Raw genomic sequence first — 20,663 nt, forward strand, 5'->3', positions numbered from 1 at the left:
GTATATGGGAGCTTCATAATTCTTCTTCATATTTTTTAAAGAAATTGGTCGTTTGCCTAACCATTTTATATTTCACATCTTGCAGATGGAACAAGACAGAAGTATCACATTGATTTAGTTGCCTCATTTTCTCATATCTACGCAACTGCTGTTTTCTTCCTCTTTTTTCTTGTGTTGATACGAAAATTTTAACAGGTACACAAGATGGAAGAAGCGTAAATGATTTCTTATTTATTTTTAATTCTAATTCTTCTTCTTTGGAATCATACGCCAAACTTAATTCCTTCACCAGTCTCTTGTAAAAAAACTTATGCTCTTTCTCAAACTCCACATATTCTGGTAAATCTAAACACGGATTTAACATAATGACAGAGCGTATACACTCAGGATATTTGTTCATCATTTCAAGTGCTACAAGTGCTCCCATACCATCTGCCATAATGTGCATTTTCGCATTCAATGTCTCTTTTCTCAACACAACGTCATATAAACGTTTTGCTAGACGAACAGATTGGTCGTTTCCCCAATGTCTTCCGTATAAATTAGAAGAAAAGACAGTGTAGCCTTGCTCAATAAGGCCATGTAAAAAATAAGATCTACCCGCATGCTGTGTCCATAAACTTGTACCATTCTCAATAAAGTAGTTGTAATCACCAAGAAGCATTACAGAAAATCCATTTGGCTTCTCCGGTAAATAAATGACACATGGTTCTTTTTCTAAGTAAAAAAAACGTTCCGTAATACTCATTTTTCCCCCGCCTTATTTTCTAAACATATAAAACCACTCTTTTATAATGTATGAACGGAATGCAAATTTGCGTTGAAAAATCTACAAATATTTTTCTATATTCTTTTTTCAATTGTGTTACAATAAGGACAGATTGAACGAATAGAGGTGTAAAATATGCGTTTCATTTGGGCATTAATTTGGTCGTTCTTACTTGTACATATGATGAGCTATGTAATCGGCTCTATGACTGGCGGTACATACGACTTTAACCAAGCGTCTATTTTCTCAGTTGTTCTTGCTGTGTTAGTACTCGCAATTTCAGCTGCAATTCCAAACGAGCCAGTAGAACAACACTAAAAAAAGAGTCCGGATTTTATCCGAACTCTTTTTTTATTTTTATTTCACATGAACGACTAATTCGTTATTTTCTACATCAACAACTACGTGACTATTGTCAGTAATTGTTCCTGCAATTAATTCTCGTGCTAATTTCGTTTCCACTTGACGTTGTACGTATCGTTTTAATGGACGAGCTCCGTACATTGGGTCGAAACCAGCTTCCACAACAAATTCTTTTGCTGCATCTGTTAATTCTACTGTAATGTGACGGTCAGCTAGACGACCTTGTAGTTCTTTTACAATTTTATCAACAATGCCTTTAATTTCATTGGTTGTAAGAGGTTTGAATAAAATAATTTCATCAACACGGTTTAAAAATTCAGGGCGGAAATGTCCTCTTAATTGTCCTATTACAAGGTCTCTTGATTCCTCTTTAATCGAACCATCTTCTTCTAATCCATCTAGTAAATGAGCAGATCCGATATTTGAAGTCATAATAATAACTGTATTTTTAAAGTCCACTGTACGACCTTGCGAATCTGTAATGCGCCCATCATCTAACATTTGTAATAAAATGTTGAATACTTCTGGATGTGCTTTTTCAATTTCATCTAATAAAACAACGGAATATGGTTTACGTCTTACCGCTTCAGTTAATTGACCACCTTCCTCATATCCTACATATCCAGGAGGTGCACCAATTAAGCGTGACACTGCGTGTTTCTCCATATACTCAGACATGTCAATGCGAATCATTTGCTCTTCACTATCGAATAAAGACTGGGCTAGCGTTTTTGCAAGTTCTGTTTTACCAACACCTGTCGGTCCTAAGAAGATGAAAGAACCAATCGGGCGGTTCGGATCTTTAATACCAGCGCGAGCACGAAGAACTGCGTCTGACACTAAGCTTACTGCTTCCTCTTGTCCGATGACACGCTCTGATAAGATTTGCTCTAAGCGTAATAATTTCTCGCGTTCACCTTCCACGAGTTTCGCAACAGGAATACCAGTCCAGCGTGAAACAATATCTGCAATTTCTTCTTCACTTACTTCCTCACGTAATAAACGATTTTCTTGTTTATTATGCGCGCCCATTTCTTCCGCTTCTTTTAACTCTTTTTCAATTGCTGGAATTTTTCCGTGACGAAGTTCGGCTGCTTTATTTAAATCGTAATTACCTTCTGCTTCTTCTAATTCACGACGCAGACGTTCTAAATGTTCACGTAATTCACGAACTTTGTGAATTTCTTCTTTTTCTTTCTCCCATTTCGCTCTCATACCACTTGCAACTTCTTTTAAATCCGATAATTCACGTTGCAATGTTTTTAGACGCTCTTGGCTACCACGATCCGTTTCTTTTCCAAGAGCCGCTTCTTCAATTTCCAGCTGCATAATGCGGCGCGTTACTTCATCTAATTCTGTTGGCATAGAATCGATTTCTGTACGAATTGTTGCACACGCTTCATCAACAAGGTCAATTGCTTTATCAGGTAAGAATCGATCTGAAATATATCGATCTGATAAAACTGACGCTGCTACAATCGCACGGTCATGAATATTTACACCGTGATAAATTTCAAAGCGTTCTTTTAATCCACGTAAAATTGAAATTGTATCTTCAACAGTTGGTTCTTCTGCTAATACTTGTTGGAAACGTCTTTCTAGCGCTGGATCTTTCTCAATATATTTGCGATATTCATCGAGCGTCGTCGCCCCGATACAATGCAGTTCACCACGCGCAAGCATCGGTTTTAACATATTTCCTGCATCCATGGCTCCTTCTGTTTTACCAGCTCCAACTATTGTATGAAGTTCATCAATGAATAATAAAATGCGTCCTTCACTCTTTTTAATTTCATTTAATACAGCTTGCAGACGCTCTTCGAACTCACCACGGAATTTCGCACCTGCTACGAGTGCACTCATATCTAACGCAAAAATCGTTCTATCTTTCAATCCTTCAGGTACATCCTTTTTCACAATACGCTGTGCTAATCCTTCAACGATTGCTGTTTTACCAACACCTGGCTCCCCAATTAAAACCGGATTGTTTTTCGTTTTACGTGAAAGAATACGAATTACACGTCGTATTTCACTATCACGGCCGATTACAGGATCGATTTTCCCTGCTCTCACTTCCGCCACTAAATCACGGCCATATTTTTCTAACGCTTCATAAGTTGCTTCTGGATTTTGACTAGTCACTCTTTGATTCCCCCGAACTGTCATTAAAGACTGTAATAAGTTATCTTTCGTAATATGCAATCTTGTAAATAATTGATTTATATCGCCTTTTTCTTCAGAAAAAGCAAGCAATACATGTTCTACTGAAATGTAATCATCCTGCAGTTTTTCTGCTTCTTTCCCTGCTCTTACAAGCAGTTGTTGCAGAGCGCTCGTTACATACAATTTTCCAACTTCTGCACCGCTCCCCGTTACAGAAGGTTTCTTTTTAATTAAACTTTCTGCACCTTGCTTTAATGCTTCTATATCAACATTCATTTTTTGAAATATACGTACTGCTAATCCATCTTGCTCTTCTAATAATGCAAGTAATAGATGAACAGTATCCACCTCTTGGTGATGATGAGATACCGCTAAAGATTGGGCACTCATAATCGCCTCTTGTGTTTTTGTTGTCATTTGATTTAAGTCCATCTTTACAGCCCTCCAAAAGTTTGACTTTCTTTGACCTTTGATTTGATTATACGCCAACTGACTTTTTTATACAATAATTTTGCCTATGTATTTTCAAACTTATTATTTGAAAAAGAAAAAGAGAGCATTCATTATACTGCTAAAAAATACGGTAAATGAAATTACAATGTATAACGACAAAAAAGCCGCAATAATGATTGCGGCTTCTGTTACGGTTTTCTTTTATATGTCCACTGGCGGTTATGATTCGTGTTATCCGGAAACTTTTCACCGGCAGTTAATTTCACCATTTGCGGATCTTTCACCATACTTCCCGTTTCACCAATTTCTACGTAAATGCCATCATTCGGCGCTTTTTGTCCAGAACGAAACCTGCGATTTTGTCCCATCTTCATTCTCCTTCCATGACGTCTTGCCTCATTAGTATATCCATTTTAAAAGAAAGCTTTTCTGTCATGTTTAGGAAACAGTACTACATCTCATTCTTGTACATATATATGAATGACACAAGCGTAAGCAGGGATTTCTTTCCTACTTGTAGAAAAAAAAGAAACCAACCTACTCTAGGCTAGTTTCAAAGGAGAGTCAAACATATACGAGAAGATTACATGTTCATTATATGCCTCATCACACGAGCAATGTAACCCTTTTCACAATTTGTACATAATGAAAGAAACATTGTTTGAACTTTCTAAAAAGATGTTGACTTTTCTTAATTTCCAACGATAAATAGTAGACACCACAGCACTTTGAGACGTAAGATGGATATATAGTGAAATTTCCATCTATGGTGATTCCACCGAGTCTAACCTCTTATTTCTGCATATTAAAAACGGAAATACAGATAGATACAAAAAAATTATTATAAGAGGTGAAATTATGAACAAACAACATTTAATCGCATTAGACTTAGACGGCACTTTATTAACAGACAACAAAATAATTTCCACTCGAACGAAACATACAATTGCAAAAGCAAAGGAACAGGGACATATTGTTGTTATTTCAACAGGACGTCCATTCCGTGCTAGTTACGATTACTATAAAGAACTTGATCTTAACACACCTATCGTAAACTTTAACGGCGCTTACGTACATCATCCTCTTGATTCAAACTGGGGAACACATCACTCTCCTCTTGAGCTAGCAACAGCGCAAGAAATTGTCCGAGCTTGCTTTGATTTTGGCGTAAAAAATATATACGCGGAAGTAATGGACGATGTGTATGTTCGTGAAATTGATGAAGATAAAAAACATATTTTCGAATTCGGCTCTCCTAAGATTTTTACCGGAGACTTATTAAATATTTTAAACGATCATCCAACTTGCTTATTAATTGACGCACATGACGAGCATTCTACTGCAATTCGTCAACATTTAACGGATATGCATGCGGAAGTAATCGACCATAGAAAATGGGGCGCACCTTGGCCGATTATTGAAATTGTGAAAAGCGGATTAAATAAAGCAGTTGGATTACAAAAAATTTCTAGTCATTACAACATTCCACAAGAGCGAATTATCGCTTTCGGTGATGAAGATAATGATTTTGAAATGATTGAATTTGCTGGTCACGGCATCGCAATGGGAAATGCCATCCCTGAATTAAAATCACTCGCAAACCATACGACGTTAACGAACGAAGAAGATGGTATTGCTTTATATTTAGAAGAGGTTCTTGGGTTGTAATCTAAAAATTCCCTACTTATAGTTTCCTGCCAAATGTCCATACTATAAGTAGACGCATGAGACATTGCGTCGATTGTTTTCAGCTAAATAAAGGGGGTTTTTCGAATGGGTAAAAAGAACAAATCAAAACGTTTTATCCAACAAGGAGCCGATGCTGTTATGAAGCATGATGCAAGATTCCCGTACAGAGGTACATTAGCTGAGGCAGAAAAAGCAAGAAGTAACTCTTCTTTTGGAGGGGTTTAAATGGGGAACTTACTATTCCAACAAGCTAGAGATGCTGTTGAAAATGCCGTATCTTGTTCAAGCGGTACTGAGCAACAAGATCTCGTGTATAGAGCAAAAAATGCTTTGCAATCCGCTTACGCAAACTCTTCAACCGCTGAAAAAGTTCAGCTCCGTGAAATGCAAGAGCAATTGCAAAACATCACGAATTTACATTAAAAAAGAGGACCAACTTTGGTCCTCTTTAATCTTTCCGAAACAATCCGAACACCCCAACTGTTTGCAGTATATTTGTAAATGCACCTGGGTCCACTTGTTTAATAATCCTCTCTAATTCGTATAACTCGTAACGGGTAATAACCATCATTAACATTTCTTTATTTTCATTCGTATAAGCACCTGTTGCTGGTATCGTTGTAATCCCTCTTACTAATCGCGAGTGAATCGCCTTTCTTACGTCTGCCCCATTCTTCGTAACAATTAATGCTGTAATCTTTACATGACGAGTATGAATTGCATCAATAATTCTCGTTGATACATATAAAGTCACTAGCGTATACAACGCTTTTTCCCATCCATATACATAGCCAGCAGCGATAATGATAATTGCATTAAAAAAGAAAAAGTATGTACCGACAGGCTTATCTTTTATTTTTGATAAAATCATGGCGATAATATCTAATCCACCTGTAGAAGCACCCCACTTTAAAGCAATCCCTACTCCAATTGCCGAAATAATCCCGCCAAAAATCGCATTTAATATGATATCATTCGAAACCGCTCTAACAGGGATGATCTCTAGAAACAAAGTCATAAATATAACACAAAGAAAACTGAAAAAGGTGAAGGCCTTTCCAACCTTTTTCCACGCTAAAATAACGACAGGAATATTAAATAAGCTAAACAATACTCCCGTAGATATGTGAATCGATAAAAAATCACCTAATATTTGTGATAATAATTGAGACAATCCAGCAAAGCCGCTCGCATACACTTTTGCTGGCGTTAAAAATAAATTCATCCCAATCGCGTTTAATAAACCTGCGATGATTACAACGATTAACTTCTTTATAAGTTCAGTATAATTCAACTTCAAATCCATTTCGAATCCACCTTTACCCTTCATAAATGCACCGCTATACATAGTCTTTACGAAAAAGGAAATGATAAACGTACAACGTTTAGAAATGGAGTTGATACATATGCCACATACGAGTGATAACGACAAAAAAGCACGCGATAATAACGCAAAACGCACACAAAAAAATGAGCAAGAGCAAAAAAATATTCAGCAAGGTAAACGTGCATACTCTAAAAAGACCGATCACCTTTGATTCCATCGTACATCAACAATTATGTTGATGTACTTTTTTACATTTTAAAGGAAAAAAACATTAAAAATTCACTTCATGTTCACTTCTATATTCTACAATAGCGATAACATATTCGGATGAGGTGTTGGCATGAGAGGGAAACATATTTTCATTATTACTGCACTAATAAGTATATTGATGCTATCTGCTTGCGAACAAAAAAATGGCTCAGCTACAGTCGCTACAGCAACAGACTCGACCATTACAAAGGATAACTTCGAAAAACAATTGAAAGATCGTTACGGAAAAGACATGCTATACGAAATGATGGCACAAGACGTCATCACAAAAAAATATAAAGTACCTGATGAAGAGGTAAATAAAGAAGTAGAAAAAGTAAAAAAACAATATGGAGATCAATTCAAAAAAGTATTAGAAAATAATGGTTTAAAAGATGAAGAGGATTTTAAAAATCAAATTAAGTTCAAACTTGCTATGAATGAAGCGATTAAGAAAAGCATTACAGAGAAAGACGTAAAAGACCACTATAAGCCAGAAATTAAAGCGAGTCACATTTTAGTAAGTGACGAAAATGAAGCGAAAGAAATAAAGAGTAAACTAGATGCTGGTGCTTCATTTGAAGAATTAGCAAAACAAGAATCACAAGATCTACTATCAAAAGATAAAGGCGGAGACCTTGGATACTTCAATTCAGGTACAATGGCTCCTGAATTCGAAACGGCTGCCTACAAACTAAATGTTGGACAAATTAGCAACCCCGTAAAATCATCAAACGGTTATCACGTTATTAAATTAACTGATAAAAAAGATTTAAAACCTTACGATGAAGTAAAAAACTCTATTCGCAAAAACTTAGAGGAAGAACGTACTGCTGATCCTGTATTCAGCAAAAAATTGTTACAAGAGGAATTAAAAAAGGCAAATATTAAAATAAATGATAGTGATTTGAAAGATACATTTACTCTTGTTTCTCCGCAAGGAAATTAAAAAAAGCACCCCCTTATCTTTTTAGATAAGGGGGTGCTTTTTAATCTTTCATCTTATTTCTTAAAGTAAGTCCAACCTTCTTCTTGGTAAACCTTTTCTTCTTTCATCAACTTACCAAGTGCGCGCTTAAATGCAGCTTTACTCATGTTAAAGCGTTCTTTAATATCTTCTGGATGGCTCTTATCCCAAAACGGCATTGCTCCGCCTCGTTCTTCCATATATGCATAAATTACTGCAGCATCGTCTTCCATTCCTTCTTCTTTACGAGGAAGAAGTGAAATGTTAATTGTACCGTCATCTTTGACGTCAATAATACGTCCTGTTACACGCTGACCGATGCGGACTTGTTCTTTTCTTTCTGTATGGTGTAAGAAAGCACGGAAATGTTCATCTGTTAAAACGAATGAACCTACTTGAAGCGAACGATATACACGTCCATTTACATTTTTATTACGCATAGATGGCGTTGCATCTACGATAATTTCTTGCATATCACTGTCTCTCGCTGGAAGAGCGATTAAACGATCACGATTCGTTAATTTTAACGTACAATATAATTCGTCGCCTACTTCTGGCCATACCGGCATATAAATCGGGAACTCATCAGCTGGAATTAGTATATCTTTTGACACACCAATATCAACAAACACACCTAAACTAGGAATAACTTCTACAACCTTTACCCAGTTCCAATCATAAGTTGTAATAATTGGTTCCTTCATTGTTGCTGAAATACGATTTTGGTGATCAAGGTATAAGAATACATCAATCGTATCGCCTTCTTCAATTTCTCCAGCTACTTCGTTTTTATGTAGGAAAATTTCTTCTTCTTCATTCCCAACCATATATCCGATTTCCGTTTCGCGTAAAACAGTTACCTGTTCAATCGATCCTATTTGCAAATACATATTTTTTAATTCCCTTCTATATATATAAAATTATCTTTTTTATCATTCCAAACAAAAGTTAATTATAACATGATTTTTCCTGTATTTGTCCAACTGCCCAAAATTCACTATAATAAAATGAGGTTACATGAATATAAGTACGAAAACACTTAAGTCTAGACTCGTTTTCAGCTATACTTTAGTATGTACAGTACATAACAAGATTAGAAATTTATTTGGAGGTGCTAACTATGGCAAAAGATAGTTCTTTTGACATCGTTTCGAAAGTAGAATTACCTGAAGTAACAAACGCAATTAATATCGCATTAAAAGAAATCCAAAACCGATATGACTTTAAAGGAAGTAAAAGTGATATTAAATTAGAAAAAGAAGTACTTGTTTTAACTTCTGATGACGAGTTTAAATTAGAGCAAGTAAAAGACGTTCTTATCTCTAAACTTGTAAAACGTAACGTTCCAATTAAGAACTTAGATTACGGAAAAGTTGAAGCTGCAACTGGCAACACTGTTCGCCAACGCGCAACACTTCAACAAGGTATCGATAAAGATAACGCGAAAAAAATTAACAACATCATTAAAGAAATGAAATTAAAAGTAAAAACACAAGTACAAGATGATCAAGTACGTGTTACAGCAAAAAGCCGTGATGACTTACAAGCAGTAATCGCAGCTGTTCGTAGCGCTGATTTACCAATCGACGTACAGTTCATTAACTACCGCTAAAAAGAAAACTCCTCTTAATTAGAGGAGTTTTCTTTTTTGTCTTGTAGAGACAATATTACGAGAACAAACTATAGAAAAAGGTATATGCGGTGAAAATCGCTAAGTGAACAGGGTCTAACCATACGCATACTTTACAAGTGACCGTATGATTAAACTAGGCCTTATTGTAGAATTTGTTTTATACATGTATTTAGCAGACCTTATTGAAAATAAGAAAAAGACACCTCAAGACGTTTCCCCCTTCGATTTGAATTACTTTTCTTAGTAATTACATCCTAGGCCAAAGTCATCTTAAAAATTGCTATAACTCATAATTCCTCTCCTCGCCAAAACGTAACAATTTATGAGTATAAGAATATTTTCCAACCTTTAATGTAATGTAAAATTAATAAGTATTTTAAAAAATGTTAATTAAAAAAGAGTTAGAAGTGGTTATTTGAAGAAATTAATATTATGGTTTTTATTGGCCACATTCTCCCTAAATACTGTAGGATGTTCTAATAATACGAATACACTAACGGATAAGTCTAACTGTATCAACAAAGCTTGGTACAAAAAAAATATGTCATGTAATCATTTAAAAAACATTAAATAGTTAATGATAAAGGTCATAAAAAAAAGACACCTCAAAGTGCCTTCCTCCGACTTGAACCATCTTAATTTCAATCATATTTGGATGGAGTTAAAAAGAAGCATAAATTTTTAATAAAGATGCAACTATTGTTTATTTCAAAGGCCTTTCTCTATCCGTATGGACACAAAAACAGGTTAGGAAGAAGGCTTTTTCTCCCTAACCTGAAATCCCCCTCTCATTAGAGAAGTTTTCATTCTCACATCGTTCCTCTTAAGAAATTTCATATCAACAGAATAAATACTATCGCGCCACCGAACAAACTTACATATACAATAAGAAGACATGAACATAGAGCCAGCAACTTCTCATCTACGCTTCCTTTTAACTGCAATTAAAAACGCAATAAATAATACATTCACCCCAACGATTAAGGAGATAAATAACCAATTCACACCTGTTTCTCCTTTAACTTTATACACGTTTGATTCTTCACGCTTTAAAACGAGATAAAATTTTCCGTTTTCCTCTCTTATAATTTCATCCTGCAACAATCCTCTTAACTCTTGTTTTTCACCAATTACACTTGCAGGTAAGGAGACTTTTTGTGTTTCTTTCGTATTATTAATTGCTACTAAAGTTACTTCATCTTTATATTTTCGTTTTAGTATGCTCATCCCGCTCTTATCATACAGAAGCTCAAACGTACCGCGTCGTAAAGACGGTCTCGCTTGCCTAAGTTCACCTAGTTTTGCTATGTGTTGCATAAACTTTTCGTCTGACTTAAAATCCATTAATCGTCTATTATCGGGTACACTTCCTCCATCTAATGCAATTTCAGTTCCGTAATAAAAATTCGGAATTCCAGGTGATGTTAACAAATAAGTAAGCGCCAGTTTTAAACGTGATGGCGGATAATACATATTTTCTTTTGCAATACGCGCATATCTTTTTGTTTCTTGATTATCTAAGAACGTAACAAATTCTCCTTCTTTTTTACTCACATCGTATAACGATTTCACCGATACATCTGCTTTAGAAAACGATTCTACTATTTTTTCGTTGTATTCGCTATCCTCCTTTGTCATAATACGAAAATCTTTCTTTATCACTTGCATATCTTTTTGCGCGTTATCCCAAAAGGAACGCGGCTTTTTTTCACTATGTATAACATAACTTCCGTCTAAATCAACTTCTTTTATCCACCATTTCATTGCGTCAATTACCTGTCGTTCGTTTTCTCCAAGCGGAAATTGAAATACAACTTTCATTCCTTTTGCATGAACTTCTTTTACAAGTTCTTTCACATCATTGTCTGTCCCGAAATGTTCATTTACCTTTTTAAAATTTCGCACGTCTAATCCATCGTACTTTCCACTTTCAAAAAGCGGCGAAAGCATAACGGTAGTAAAACCCATTTCTTTTATGTAATCCAACCTTTTTATAATTCCTCTTATATCCCCTCCTTGATACCCTTCTAAATTACCAACTTCTAACTGTTTGTCATTTTTCGGTTCTCCATTATTGAAGCGATCAATCATAATGTAGTATATAACTTCATCTTTCCACTCTCTTTTTTCGTCTGCAAAAGTATGTATTGGTACAAACAAAACAACAGCTAAGCAAAAACAAATGAATAGTTTCCTAGTCCGTATTTTTCCCACACGCATCCCCCAAGCTTTTTAATTGTAAGAATATTATACCAATTATCCGAATGAAACGCATATGTCGATTTTAATCCTCACAAAATAATTCATGTTAGGTTTCATGACATCATGTATATAATTTTCTGGATTTTTAGTTGATTTTTAGTTTAATTTCGAATATGATATGAAACATAACAAAACGATGTTGTTTTTTCTAACATCATAGGAGGAGAGCTCATGAATATGGGGGATACAGTTTTTATGTTTGTGACGACAGTAATGGTCATGTTGATGACACCAGGATTGGCACTTTTTTATGGAGGTATGGTTCGCAGCAAAAATGTACTCAGTACAACGATGCATAGTTATAGTGCAATGGCTATCGTTTCGATTCAATGGATTGTTATCGGCTATTCTTTATCATTCGGACCAGATTGGCACGGGCTTATCGGTACACTTGATTGGTTCGGTCTAAACGGAGTTACCTACGCACCAAATCCAGACTACTCATCTACTATTCCTCACAATTTATTCATGATGTTTCAACTCATGTTCGCCATTTTAACTCCAGCTTTAATTTCAGGTGCATTTGCTGAAAGAATGCGATTTTCTGCCTTTCTTATTTTTATCCTTCTATGGACAACGATCGTTTACAATCCTGTCGCTCATTGGGTATGGGGCGTCGGCGGTTGGCTAAGGGAACTTGGTGCACTAGACTTCGCTGGCGGAAACGTCGTTCACATCACTTCCGGAGTTGCTGGTCTTGTATTAGCTATTTTCCTTGGAAAACGAAAAAACATAAATGGTTCTTCTCCTCATCATTTGCCATTTACAATGTTAGGCGCAGGCTTATTATGGTTTGGCTGGTTCGGTTTTAACGTCGGAAGCGCATTATCTTTAAATGATGTAGCTTTAACTGCATTTATTAATACAAATATAGCCGCTGCTGCCTCAGCATTAACTTGGATGCTTTCAGAGTGGTTCTTCCAATCAAAACCGACTGCGATGGGAGCTGCTTGCGGAGTTGTTTCTGGTCTAGTCGCTATTACACCAGCTTGCGGGTTCGTTACACCTTTCTCAGCTCTTCTTATCGGAGCAATTGGTGGTATATTATGCTTTGGCGCCGTTTTCTTCTTAAAAACAAAATTCGGTTATGACGATACACTTGATGCCTTTGGATGCCACGGCATCGGAGGAACTTGGGGCGGTATTGCAACAGGACTATTTGCAACTACTGCCGTAAACGGCGATGGCGCTAACGGATTATTTTACGGAAACGCCTCGCTGCTGTTGAAACAACTTGTAGCGATCGGCGCAACATATGCGTTCACAATTATAATGACGTATGCCATTATTAAAGCAATCAACTTCTTCCTCCCTGTCCGGGTAGATGAGCACGAGGAACATATGGGACTTGATATTTCGATGCATGGTGAGAAAGCTTATGAACATGCAGAGCGAGCAAACTAAAAAAGAGATGCAATCTATTAGTAATAGATTGCATCTCTTTTTTGCGCACCGGGCAACATACCCCACCTAGTATAACCGGAAATATATTAACGGTTTTTTGGATATATCAACGATTTTTCAAATATATCGATTGTTTCTTTCAATATATCAACGGTTCGACACAACATATCGATTTACCAACAAATTCCGACATGTTTTACATGCGAAATACCCCACATAACTTTATACAAAAAAGACGACCGAAGCCCGGTCGTCTTTTCCTATTTATTTCGGAGCATTTCCTACATATTGCGTAATATCAACATTTAATGCCTGCGCTAAACGCATACCGTATTCTTGATCTGCACGGAAGAAGTTACAAACAGCTAATAATTTTGTGCGTTCATTTACGTCTTTTAGATCATTTGTTAAGTTTGCAATTAAGTTATCTTGCTCTTCTTTAGAGAACGAACGGTAACGCTCACCTGCTTGTTTGAAGTCATTTGGTTTCTCAATTTTTTCACGAGATACATAGCCTTCTACTTTCATAGTTGAATCGCGGTAAGCTTTGTCTTCAACTGGATTCTCTGCATGACGACTCGGTTCGTAGTTGATTGTAGATGGGTTTTGATTCACTTGCATCGCACCATCACGTTGTTGATTCTGAACAGCTGCGTATGGGCAGTTTACAGGAATTTGTAAGTAATTTGCACCAAGACGATAACGCTGTGTATCTGGGTAAGAGAATAAACGACCTTGTAATAATTTATCTTCCGATGGCTCAATACCATTTACAGTTGCACTTGGAGAGAACGCTACTTGCTCTACTTCTGCAAAGAAGTTTTTCGGATTACGATTTAACGTCATTGTCCCTACTTCCATTAATGGGAAGCGATCTTCTGGCCATACTTTCGTTGGATCTAGTGGATCAAAGTCTAAAGAGTCCATTTCATCTAATTGCATAACTTGTACGTGTAAATCCCATTTTGGGTAATTTCCTTTTTCGATTGCATCGAACAAGTCACGAGTTGCATGATTGAAGTCTTTCCCTTGTACTTCTTGCACTTCTTTCGCATTTAAGTTACGTACACCTTGCTGTGGTTTCCAGTGGTATTTAATATAAACAATTTTGCCTTCTTCATTAATCCATTTAAATGAATGGACGCCGAAACCTTCCATTTCACGATAGCTTGCTGGTGTACCGTAATCAGAAAATACCCATGTCATCATATGTGTAGATTCTGGACTTAACGTCATGAAATCCCAATAACGATCTGGCGTTTGAATATTCGTATCAGGTGCTGGTTTTAAGGAATGTACCATATCAGGGAATTTAATTGCATCACGAATGAAGAAAACTGGTAAATGATTACCTACGATATCGTAGTTTCCTTCTTCTGTATAAAATTTAACAGCAAACCCACGTGGGTCACGTGCTGTTTCAGGAGAACCTTGACCATGAATAACCGTTGAAAAACGAACAAATACAGGCGTTTCAGTTCCTTCATTTTGTAAAAATGCTGCTTTCGTATATTGCTTCATACTATTTTTCGTTACGAATACACCGTGAGCACCTGCACCACGTGCATGCACAACACGCTCCGGAATACGTTCACGATCAAAGTGCGCAAGTTTTTCTACTAAATGATAGTCTTCTAATAATACTGGTCCACGACGACCAGCTGTACGAGAATTTTGGTTGTCTCCAACTGGAGCACCTTGGTTTGTTGTTAAGCGATTATTTGGATTCATCTAGGGGGATCCTCCTCTTTCTTTCGTAGTAATCATTATTTATTTAAAATTATTATAAATTAATTATTATTCAAAACTAAATCTTTGTCAACTATTTCCTTCACTTTTTTGGAAACAATTTCAGCCAAACAGTCGATAAATGCAGATTGTGCATTCGGCATATTTGGTCTGAAATATTTGGCATTTAATTCATCCGTTACAACTTTACATTCATAATCGTTGTCATATAAAACTTCTAAATGCTCCGCTACAAAACCAACTGGGCAATATACGAAAGATCCGTACCCATGCTCTTCATATAAATCTTTCGTTAAATCTTGCACATCTGGACCAATCCACGGATCTGGAGTATTCCCAGCACTTTGCCAACCGATTGTATAGTTTTGAATATTTGCAGCTTCTGCAATTAAATCTGCCGTATGCTTTAGTTGTTCTACATATGGGTCTCCTGTTGCAATAATTTTTTCTGGCAAACTATGCGCTGAAAAAATTACGACTGCTTTCTCTTTATTATCAATTTCTGTAAACGTCTCTTTTATTTGGTCTGCCCAATACGAAATAAATTTCGGTTCATCATACCATTGTTCAATTGGTTCAATAACAGGACCACCAATTTCTTGCGAAAGACGAATAGCACGGTCATTATACGCTTTAATGCTAAATGTAGAGTAATGTGGCGCTAATACGATACTAATCGCTTGCTCAATCCTATCACGCTTCATTTCTTCTACCGCATCTTCTATAAATGGTGCAATATGTTTTAAACCTAAGTAACAAGTAAATTCATACTCTGTAAATATGTTATTCATTGAATCTGTTAATTTATGCGCCTGTTCTTTCGTAATTTTTGCAAGCGGCGAAATTCCACCAATCGCTTTATAGCGCTCGATTAAATCTTGGAGTGCCTCTTTGGAAGGTTTACGACCGTGGCGAATATGTGTGTAGTACGCTTCTACATCATCTAATGATTCTGGCGTTCCATACGCCATTACGAGTAAACCTATTTTTTTCTTTGTCATCTATATAACACCTCAATTTTATAAATGAGAATCTTTTTCAAGAACATTTGTTTCCAATTATAGCAAACAATAATAAGTACGTAAAGATAATTATTCTAAATAAGTATTTTTTCTAATATGATTTTTAATTTCATTTGACAATTTCTTTAATAAAAAGCGACTTACATAAAAGTAAGTCGCTTTTCCCTTATTCCTTAATATTTACCCCATACTCTTTAAACCAAACGTGAATTTGTGCTAAATGAGCTAAAAGTTGAGGACCTGTCATTAATTGCCCGAACCAAGGTGATTGAAATGCACTGCCGCCAGACTGAATCAATCCGCTCAACTGCTCTTTATCAAATAGTTCGTGTAAAATTGAACCTTTATCTGTTAATAAATCTTGCAGCCATACTGTGACTGCTTTCGTATAGTGCGGATTATGCGTTTTCGGATACGGGCTCTTCTTTCTATATAAGATGTCATGCGGAAGCACATCTTCTAACGCTTTACGTAATAGACCTTTTTCGCGGTTTTTATACATTTTCATTTCCCAAGGAATATTCCACGCATATTCGACAAGACGATGATCTGCAAATGGAACACGTACTTCTAAGCTTGCCCCCATACTCATGCGGTCTTTTCTGTCTAATAATGTTGTCATAAACCATACCATATTTAAATAAAATAATTGGCGTCTTTTTGCTTCTAGCGGACTTTCCCCCTCTAAAATAGGAACTTCTTGAATCGACTCTTCATAACGCCTTTGTACATATTGTTGTAAATTTAATTTATTTCTCCATTCTTTTTTTAGAAGTTGTTCACGCGCTTCTGTAGAACGCATCCATGGAAATGCACTCGATTGTAAATCATCTTCTCTATAAAACCACGGATATCCACCAAATATTTCATCTGCACATTCTCCAGATAAGCCGACGACAAAATCTTGTTTAATTTCGCGGCAAAACCATAATAATGACGAATCGATATCTGCCATACCAGGCAAATCACGAACGAGTACCGCCTCCGTTAAATACTCTGCTAGTTTTTCATTCGAAATGACGCAACGATGATGAGTTGTTTGAAACGTCTCTGTCATCAAATTAATAAACGGAGCATCTGAATTTGGCTGAAACGCATTCGCTTTAAAGTATTTGTCATTATCTTCGTAATCAATTGAATACGTGTGTAATTGTCCTTTTCCTGATCTCTCGTATTCTTTCGCCGCAATAGCTGTAATAGCGCTCGAATCTACACCACCTGATAAAAAGGTACATAGTGGTACATCAGAAACAAGCTGTCTTGTAATGGCATCTTGTAGTAAAAAGCGCGTTTTCTCTACTGTTTCTTCAAAAGAGTCTTCATGTTTTTTACTTTCTACATTCCAATATCTCCATATACATAAACCGTTCTTTGAAAATGTCATCGCATGACCTGGACGTAATTCTTTTATACCAGCATAAATACCGTGGCCAGGCGTTCTTGACGGTCCGAGTCCGAATATTTCTGATAACCCTTCTAATGTTACTTCCGCCTTCACATCTGGATGCGACAATATCGCTTTTAACTCCGAACCAAATAGTAAGCGTCCGCTATCATATTTATAAAAAAGTGGCTTTACACCTAATCGATCTCTCGCAATAAATACTTGTTCTTTCTGTTCGTCCCATACTGCAAACGCATATATACCGTTTAAATGATCGACACATTCTTCTTTCCATTCAATATAAGAAGCTAATAATACTTCTGTATCAGAATGACCTTTGAACGTATACCCTCTTCTTAATAATTCCTTTCGAATGTCTTCTGTGTTATAAAGTTCACCGTTATAGCAAATGGCGTAATTCGTTTCATCTTTTAAACAAGTCATCGGCTGTTTACCGCCCTCAGGGTCTACAACGATTAACCGTTTATGCCCAAATGCGACATTTCCTTTAATCCAAACTTTATTATCATCCGGCCCCCGCTTCGCTAACGTCTCAGCCATCTTCGTAACGACATCTCTTTCTCCTTCTAATGAGCGTTTATAATCCACCCATCCTGTAATCCCGCACATATAAATCATCCTTCCATCTTATTTCTTTTCTTGAACGTGCAGTAATCCCCACCCTAAGAGTGCGGATCAAAAAATGAAAAACTTGACGATAACCTACTATCCACATATGGAATAGCATTCTCACTCAGTAAAACGTGTTTTATTGTATGCCCACCTATGTCTAGATGTGTCTAGTTATAAAGAACGCACGAACTGTCTATAACAGGAATAACTACTTTTCATAAAGGAGAAATCGTATATGATACAACGTAAACATATTTTATATAACCAGCCCCGTGCTCATACAGTCGGTAATGTAGAATATATAAACAATGAATGGGTATTCTTTGATGATGAAAATGATGAAGCGTTTCTATTAGAAGATATTGCCGAAGATGGGTTTGAAATTTTGTATAATAACAATTGGTTACCAGCCCGTTTCTATGAACAAGATGTATTACAAATCGCCAACGAGCAACACCATTTGCAAAATGGTGAAATGGTACGTATTCGAAAAAAGTTACTTCTTAGCTATAATGAATGGCTCGAGGAATTACCTGACTCTGTCTTCACATTATTAACTGAATCATTGCAATCACTTCACTACTCTTTATATGATTGCATGTATTGTCATAATTATTTATCCTTCTTACCGAAAGAGGAGTCACGCGAAGGAGTAAATATTCTTTTGTTTGATAACGACGAAATGATCTGTACACTGCAGCACCATTTCGTACGTCACACTACGTCAAATAAAAATATGTTCCGTTTTACGAAAGTAAATGGAGAAGAGTTGCATATCGATGCGACATAAAAAATAAAAACCACCTTATCTCCCAAGTCTTTGAGATTATAAGGTGGTTTTATTTTTATTTGAATACGTACCAGCCAAGTGGCAATTTCAGTCCTAAGTATAATACTGCTACTAGCGCAACAATAAATAAGCCCCAAACCGCCCCTGTTGGTTTGTTTTTGCTCATTTTTACAAGAACCATTTCCATTCCGCCGATAACTAAAATACCAGCTAACATTTTCAGGCCGTACCACATGTGCATGCTACCTGTTGCTGTCTTCACAATACTCATGTACAACATGAAGCCTGTCACAATAATGATGATATACATTAGGCGAAGCCCCATATGTACACCCTTACCTTTTCTTCCTGCTGAATAAAGTGAATACGCAACGAAGAATAAAATTAAACCTAACGCCCATGCTGTAATATGCATATGTACCATCGTATCCCTTACCTCCTCTTTTCACACTTTTTCACTCTATATGATAACATGTTCATTTATTTTCAGGAAATGTTTCGCTTTTTTACATTTAAATGATATAATATTTAGAGTATTTACAAACTTCTTGTAATAACAAAAGGGGGAACAATCATGATTCAAACTAAGGATATTATCGAACTTACAGACACATATGGAGCAAATAACTATCACCCACTTCCAATCGTTATTTCTAAAGCAGAAGGTGTTTGGGTAGAAGATCCTGAAGGAAACCGCTATATGGACTTATTAAGTGCATATTCTGCAGTAAACCAAGGTCATCGTCACCCGAAAATTATTAACGCTTTAATTGACCAAGCTAATCGTGTTACGTTAACTTCTCGTGCTTTCCATAGCGATCAATTAGGTCCTTGGTACGAAAAAGTTGCGAAACTAACTAATAAAGAAATGGTACTTCCAATGAATACAGGTGCTGAAGCTGTTGAAACTGCAATTAAAACAGTTCGTCGCTGGGCTTATGATGTGAAGAAAGTAGAAGCAAACCGCGCTGAAATCATCGTTTGTGAAGATAACTTCCACGGACGTACAATGGGTTCTGTTTCTATGTCTTCAAACGAAGAGTACAAGCGTGGATTCGGTCCAATGCTTCCTGGCATCGTTGTAATTCCTTACGGTGATTTAGAAGCGTTAAAAGCTGCAATTACACCAAACACAGCTGCATTCATTTTAGAGCCAATCCAAGGTGAAGCAGGAATTAACATCCCGCCAGCTGGTTACTTAAAAGAAGCTCTTGAAGTATGTAAAAAAGAAAACGTTTTATTTGTAGCAGATGAAATCCAAACAGGCTTAGGCCGTACTGGTAAAGTATTCGCTTGTGACTGGGACGATGTAACTCCTGACATGTACATACTTGGTAAAGCACTTGGTGGCGGCGTGTTCCCGATTTCTTGTGTTGCAGCAAACCGCGACATTTTAGGTGTATTTGAGCCAGGTTCTCACGGTTCTACATTCGGTGGTAACCCACTTGCATGTGCTGTGTCTATCGCAGCTCTTGAAGTGTTAGAAGAAGAAAAATTAACAGAGCGTTCGCTTCAATTAGGAGAAAAATTAGTTGGGCAATTAAAAGAAATTGACAATCCAATGATCACTGAAGTTCGTGGTAAAGGTTTATTCATCGGTATCGAATTAAACGAGCCAGCTCGTCCTTACTGTGAACAACTAAAAGCAGCTGGTCTACTATGTAAAGAAACACATGAAAACGTAATTCGTATCGCACCACCTCTAGTAATCTCTGAAGAAGATTTAGAGTGGGCATTCCAAAAAATTAAAGCTGTATTATCGTAATGATAGAGAGGTTGTCCGACATGTTGGGACAACCTCTTTCT

The 20,663-nt window shown here is 36.5% G+C and carries 20 protein-coding genes; 10 read left to right on the forward strand and 10 right to left on the reverse strand.

Going from position 1 to position 20,663, the window contains the following annotated elements:
- Positions 1-13 precede the first annotated feature (13 nt).
- The gene (locus D1166_RS01195; RefSeq protein WP_097855576.1) at positions 14-748 is read right to left on the reverse strand and encodes a lipase family protein; all 735 of its coding nucleotides are present in this window, start codon (positions 746-748) and stop codon (positions 14-16) included.
- A 156-nt stretch (positions 749-904) separates the two neighbouring features.
- On the opposite strand from D1166_RS01195, the gene D1166_RS01200 reads away from it, so the two are divergent.
- On the forward strand, positions 905-1,087 hold the full coding sequence (locus tag D1166_RS01200) for a YjzD family protein (RefSeq protein ID WP_001211116.1): 183 nt from the start codon (positions 905-907) through the stop codon (positions 1,085-1,087).
- 39 nt (positions 1,088-1,126) lie between these two features.
- Here D1166_RS01200 and clpB read toward each other — a convergent pair whose 3' ends face one another.
- Together clpB and D1166_RS01210 are read right to left on the reverse strand one after the other, a co-directional pair.
- On the reverse strand, positions 1,127-3,727 hold the full coding sequence (clpB, locus tag D1166_RS01205) for an ATP-dependent chaperone ClpB (protein WP_097855575.1): 2,601 nt from the start codon (positions 3,725-3,727) through the stop codon (positions 1,127-1,129).
- Between the two features lie 209 nt (positions 3,728-3,936).
- Entirely contained in the window at positions 3,937-4,116 is a 180-nt protein-coding gene (locus D1166_RS01210; RefSeq protein WP_000531421.1) for a YjzC family protein, read from the reverse strand.
- 490 nt (positions 4,117-4,606) lie between these two features.
- Here D1166_RS01210 and D1166_RS01215 point away from each other — a divergent pair, with 490 nt between their 5' ends.
- The 3 genes from D1166_RS01215 (at position 4,607) to D1166_RS01225 (ending at position 5,860) form a co-directional block, all read left to right on the forward strand.
- Positions 4,607-5,416 (forward strand): Cof-type HAD-IIB family hydrolase, encoded by an 810-nt coding sequence (locus D1166_RS01215; RefSeq protein WP_001041232.1) that lies wholly within the window; start codon positions 4,607-4,609, stop codon positions 5,414-5,416.
- Positions 5,417-5,521: 105 nt separating this feature from the next.
- On the forward strand, positions 5,522-5,662 hold the full coding sequence (locus tag D1166_RS01220; RefSeq protein ID WP_000516816.1) for a hypothetical protein: 141 nt from the start codon (positions 5,522-5,524) through the stop codon (positions 5,660-5,662).
- On the forward strand, positions 5,663-5,860 hold the full coding sequence (locus D1166_RS01225) for a DUF3813 domain-containing protein (RefSeq protein WP_000527407.1): 198 nt from the start codon (positions 5,663-5,665) through the stop codon (positions 5,858-5,860).
- Positions 5,861-5,885: 25 nt separating this feature from the next.
- On the opposite strand, the gene D1166_RS01230 is transcribed toward D1166_RS01225, so the two are convergent.
- Positions 5,886-6,743, reverse strand: a complete 858-nt coding sequence (locus D1166_RS01230) for a YitT family protein (RefSeq protein WP_000364431.1) — start codon at positions 6,741-6,743, stop codon at positions 5,886-5,888.
- A 100-nt stretch (positions 6,744-6,843) separates the two neighbouring features.
- On the opposite strand from D1166_RS01230, the gene D1166_RS01235 reads away from it, so the two are divergent.
- Positions 6,844-6,975, forward strand: coding sequence for a DUF3941 domain-containing protein (locus D1166_RS01235; protein WP_001120851.1), 132 nt, complete (start codon positions 6,844-6,846; stop codon positions 6,973-6,975).
- A 129-nt stretch (positions 6,976-7,104) separates the two neighbouring features.
- Positions 7,105-7,962 carry a peptidylprolyl isomerase PrsA gene (prsA, locus tag D1166_RS01240; protein WP_001214202.1) on the forward strand — a complete coding sequence of 286 codons (858 nt, stop codon included), beginning with the start codon at positions 7,105-7,107 and terminating at the stop codon, positions 7,960-7,962.
- A 53-nt stretch (positions 7,963-8,015) separates the two neighbouring features.
- Here the strand turns inward: prsA and D1166_RS01245 are convergent, their stop codons facing one another.
- On the reverse strand, positions 8,016-8,870 hold the full coding sequence (locus D1166_RS01245) for a CvfB family protein (protein WP_000281262.1): 855 nt from the start codon (positions 8,868-8,870) through the stop codon (positions 8,016-8,018).
- A 230-nt stretch (positions 8,871-9,100) separates the two neighbouring features.
- Here D1166_RS01245 and D1166_RS01250 point away from each other — a divergent pair, with 230 nt between their 5' ends.
- On the forward strand, positions 9,101-9,592 hold the full coding sequence (locus D1166_RS01250) for a YajQ family cyclic di-GMP-binding protein (RefSeq protein WP_001040149.1): 492 nt from the start codon (positions 9,101-9,103) through the stop codon (positions 9,590-9,592).
- Positions 9,593-10,531: 939 nt separating this feature from the next.
- On the opposite strand, the gene D1166_RS01260 is transcribed toward D1166_RS01250, so the two are convergent.
- Positions 10,532-11,833, reverse strand: coding sequence for an alpha-amylase family glycosyl hydrolase (locus tag D1166_RS01260; RefSeq protein ID WP_097855574.1), 1,302 nt, complete (start codon positions 11,831-11,833; stop codon positions 10,532-10,534).
- Between the two features lie 213 nt (positions 11,834-12,046).
- On the opposite strand from D1166_RS01260, the gene D1166_RS01265 reads away from it, so the two are divergent.
- Complete coding sequence (locus tag D1166_RS01265; protein WP_001055857.1) at positions 12,047-13,279, forward strand: ammonium transporter; 1,233 nt, start codon at positions 12,047-12,049, stop codon at positions 13,277-13,279.
- Between the two features lie 264 nt (positions 13,280-13,543).
- On the opposite strand, the gene katB is transcribed toward D1166_RS01265, so the two are convergent.
- The 3 genes from katB to asnB form a co-directional block, all read right to left on the reverse strand.
- Positions 13,544-15,010 (reverse strand): catalase KatB, encoded by a 1,467-nt coding sequence (katB, locus tag D1166_RS01270; RefSeq protein ID WP_001069181.1) that lies wholly within the window; start codon positions 15,008-15,010, stop codon positions 13,544-13,546.
- A gap of 59 nt (positions 15,011-15,069) precedes the next feature.
- The gene (gene hemH / locus D1166_RS01275) at positions 15,070-16,029 is read right to left on the reverse strand and encodes a ferrochelatase (protein ID WP_097855573.1); all 960 of its coding nucleotides are present in this window, start codon (positions 16,027-16,029) and stop codon (positions 15,070-15,072) included.
- A gap of 187 nt (positions 16,030-16,216) precedes the next feature.
- Positions 16,217-18,064, reverse strand: coding sequence for an asparagine synthase (glutamine-hydrolyzing) (gene asnB / locus D1166_RS01280; RefSeq protein ID WP_000334001.1), 1,848 nt, complete (start codon positions 18,062-18,064; stop codon positions 16,217-16,219).
- 238 nt (positions 18,065-18,302) lie between these two features.
- On the opposite strand from asnB, the gene D1166_RS01285 reads away from it, so the two are divergent.
- Complete coding sequence (locus D1166_RS01285) at positions 18,303-18,857, forward strand: DUF2777 domain-containing protein (RefSeq protein WP_000616049.1); 555 nt, start codon at positions 18,303-18,305, stop codon at positions 18,855-18,857.
- Positions 18,858-18,912: 55 nt separating this feature from the next.
- Here D1166_RS01285 and D1166_RS01290 read toward each other — a convergent pair whose 3' ends face one another.
- Positions 18,913-19,281, reverse strand: coding sequence for a YisL family protein (locus D1166_RS01290; protein WP_000233495.1), 369 nt, complete (start codon positions 19,279-19,281; stop codon positions 18,913-18,915).
- A 150-nt stretch (positions 19,282-19,431) separates the two neighbouring features.
- Here D1166_RS01290 and rocD point away from each other — a divergent pair, with 150 nt between their 5' ends.
- Positions 19,432-20,622 carry an ornithine aminotransferase gene (rocD, locus tag D1166_RS01295; RefSeq protein WP_000616660.1) on the forward strand — a complete coding sequence of 397 codons (1,191 nt, stop codon included), beginning with the start codon at positions 19,432-19,434 and terminating at the stop codon, positions 20,620-20,622.
- Positions 20,623-20,663: the final 41 nt, after the last annotated feature.

It is taken from the genome of Bacillus sp. ISO11 (genome assembly GCF_003458115.1).
Classification (GTDB): domain Bacteria; phylum Bacillota; class Bacilli; order Bacillales; family Bacillaceae_G; genus Bacillus_A; species Bacillus_A cereus.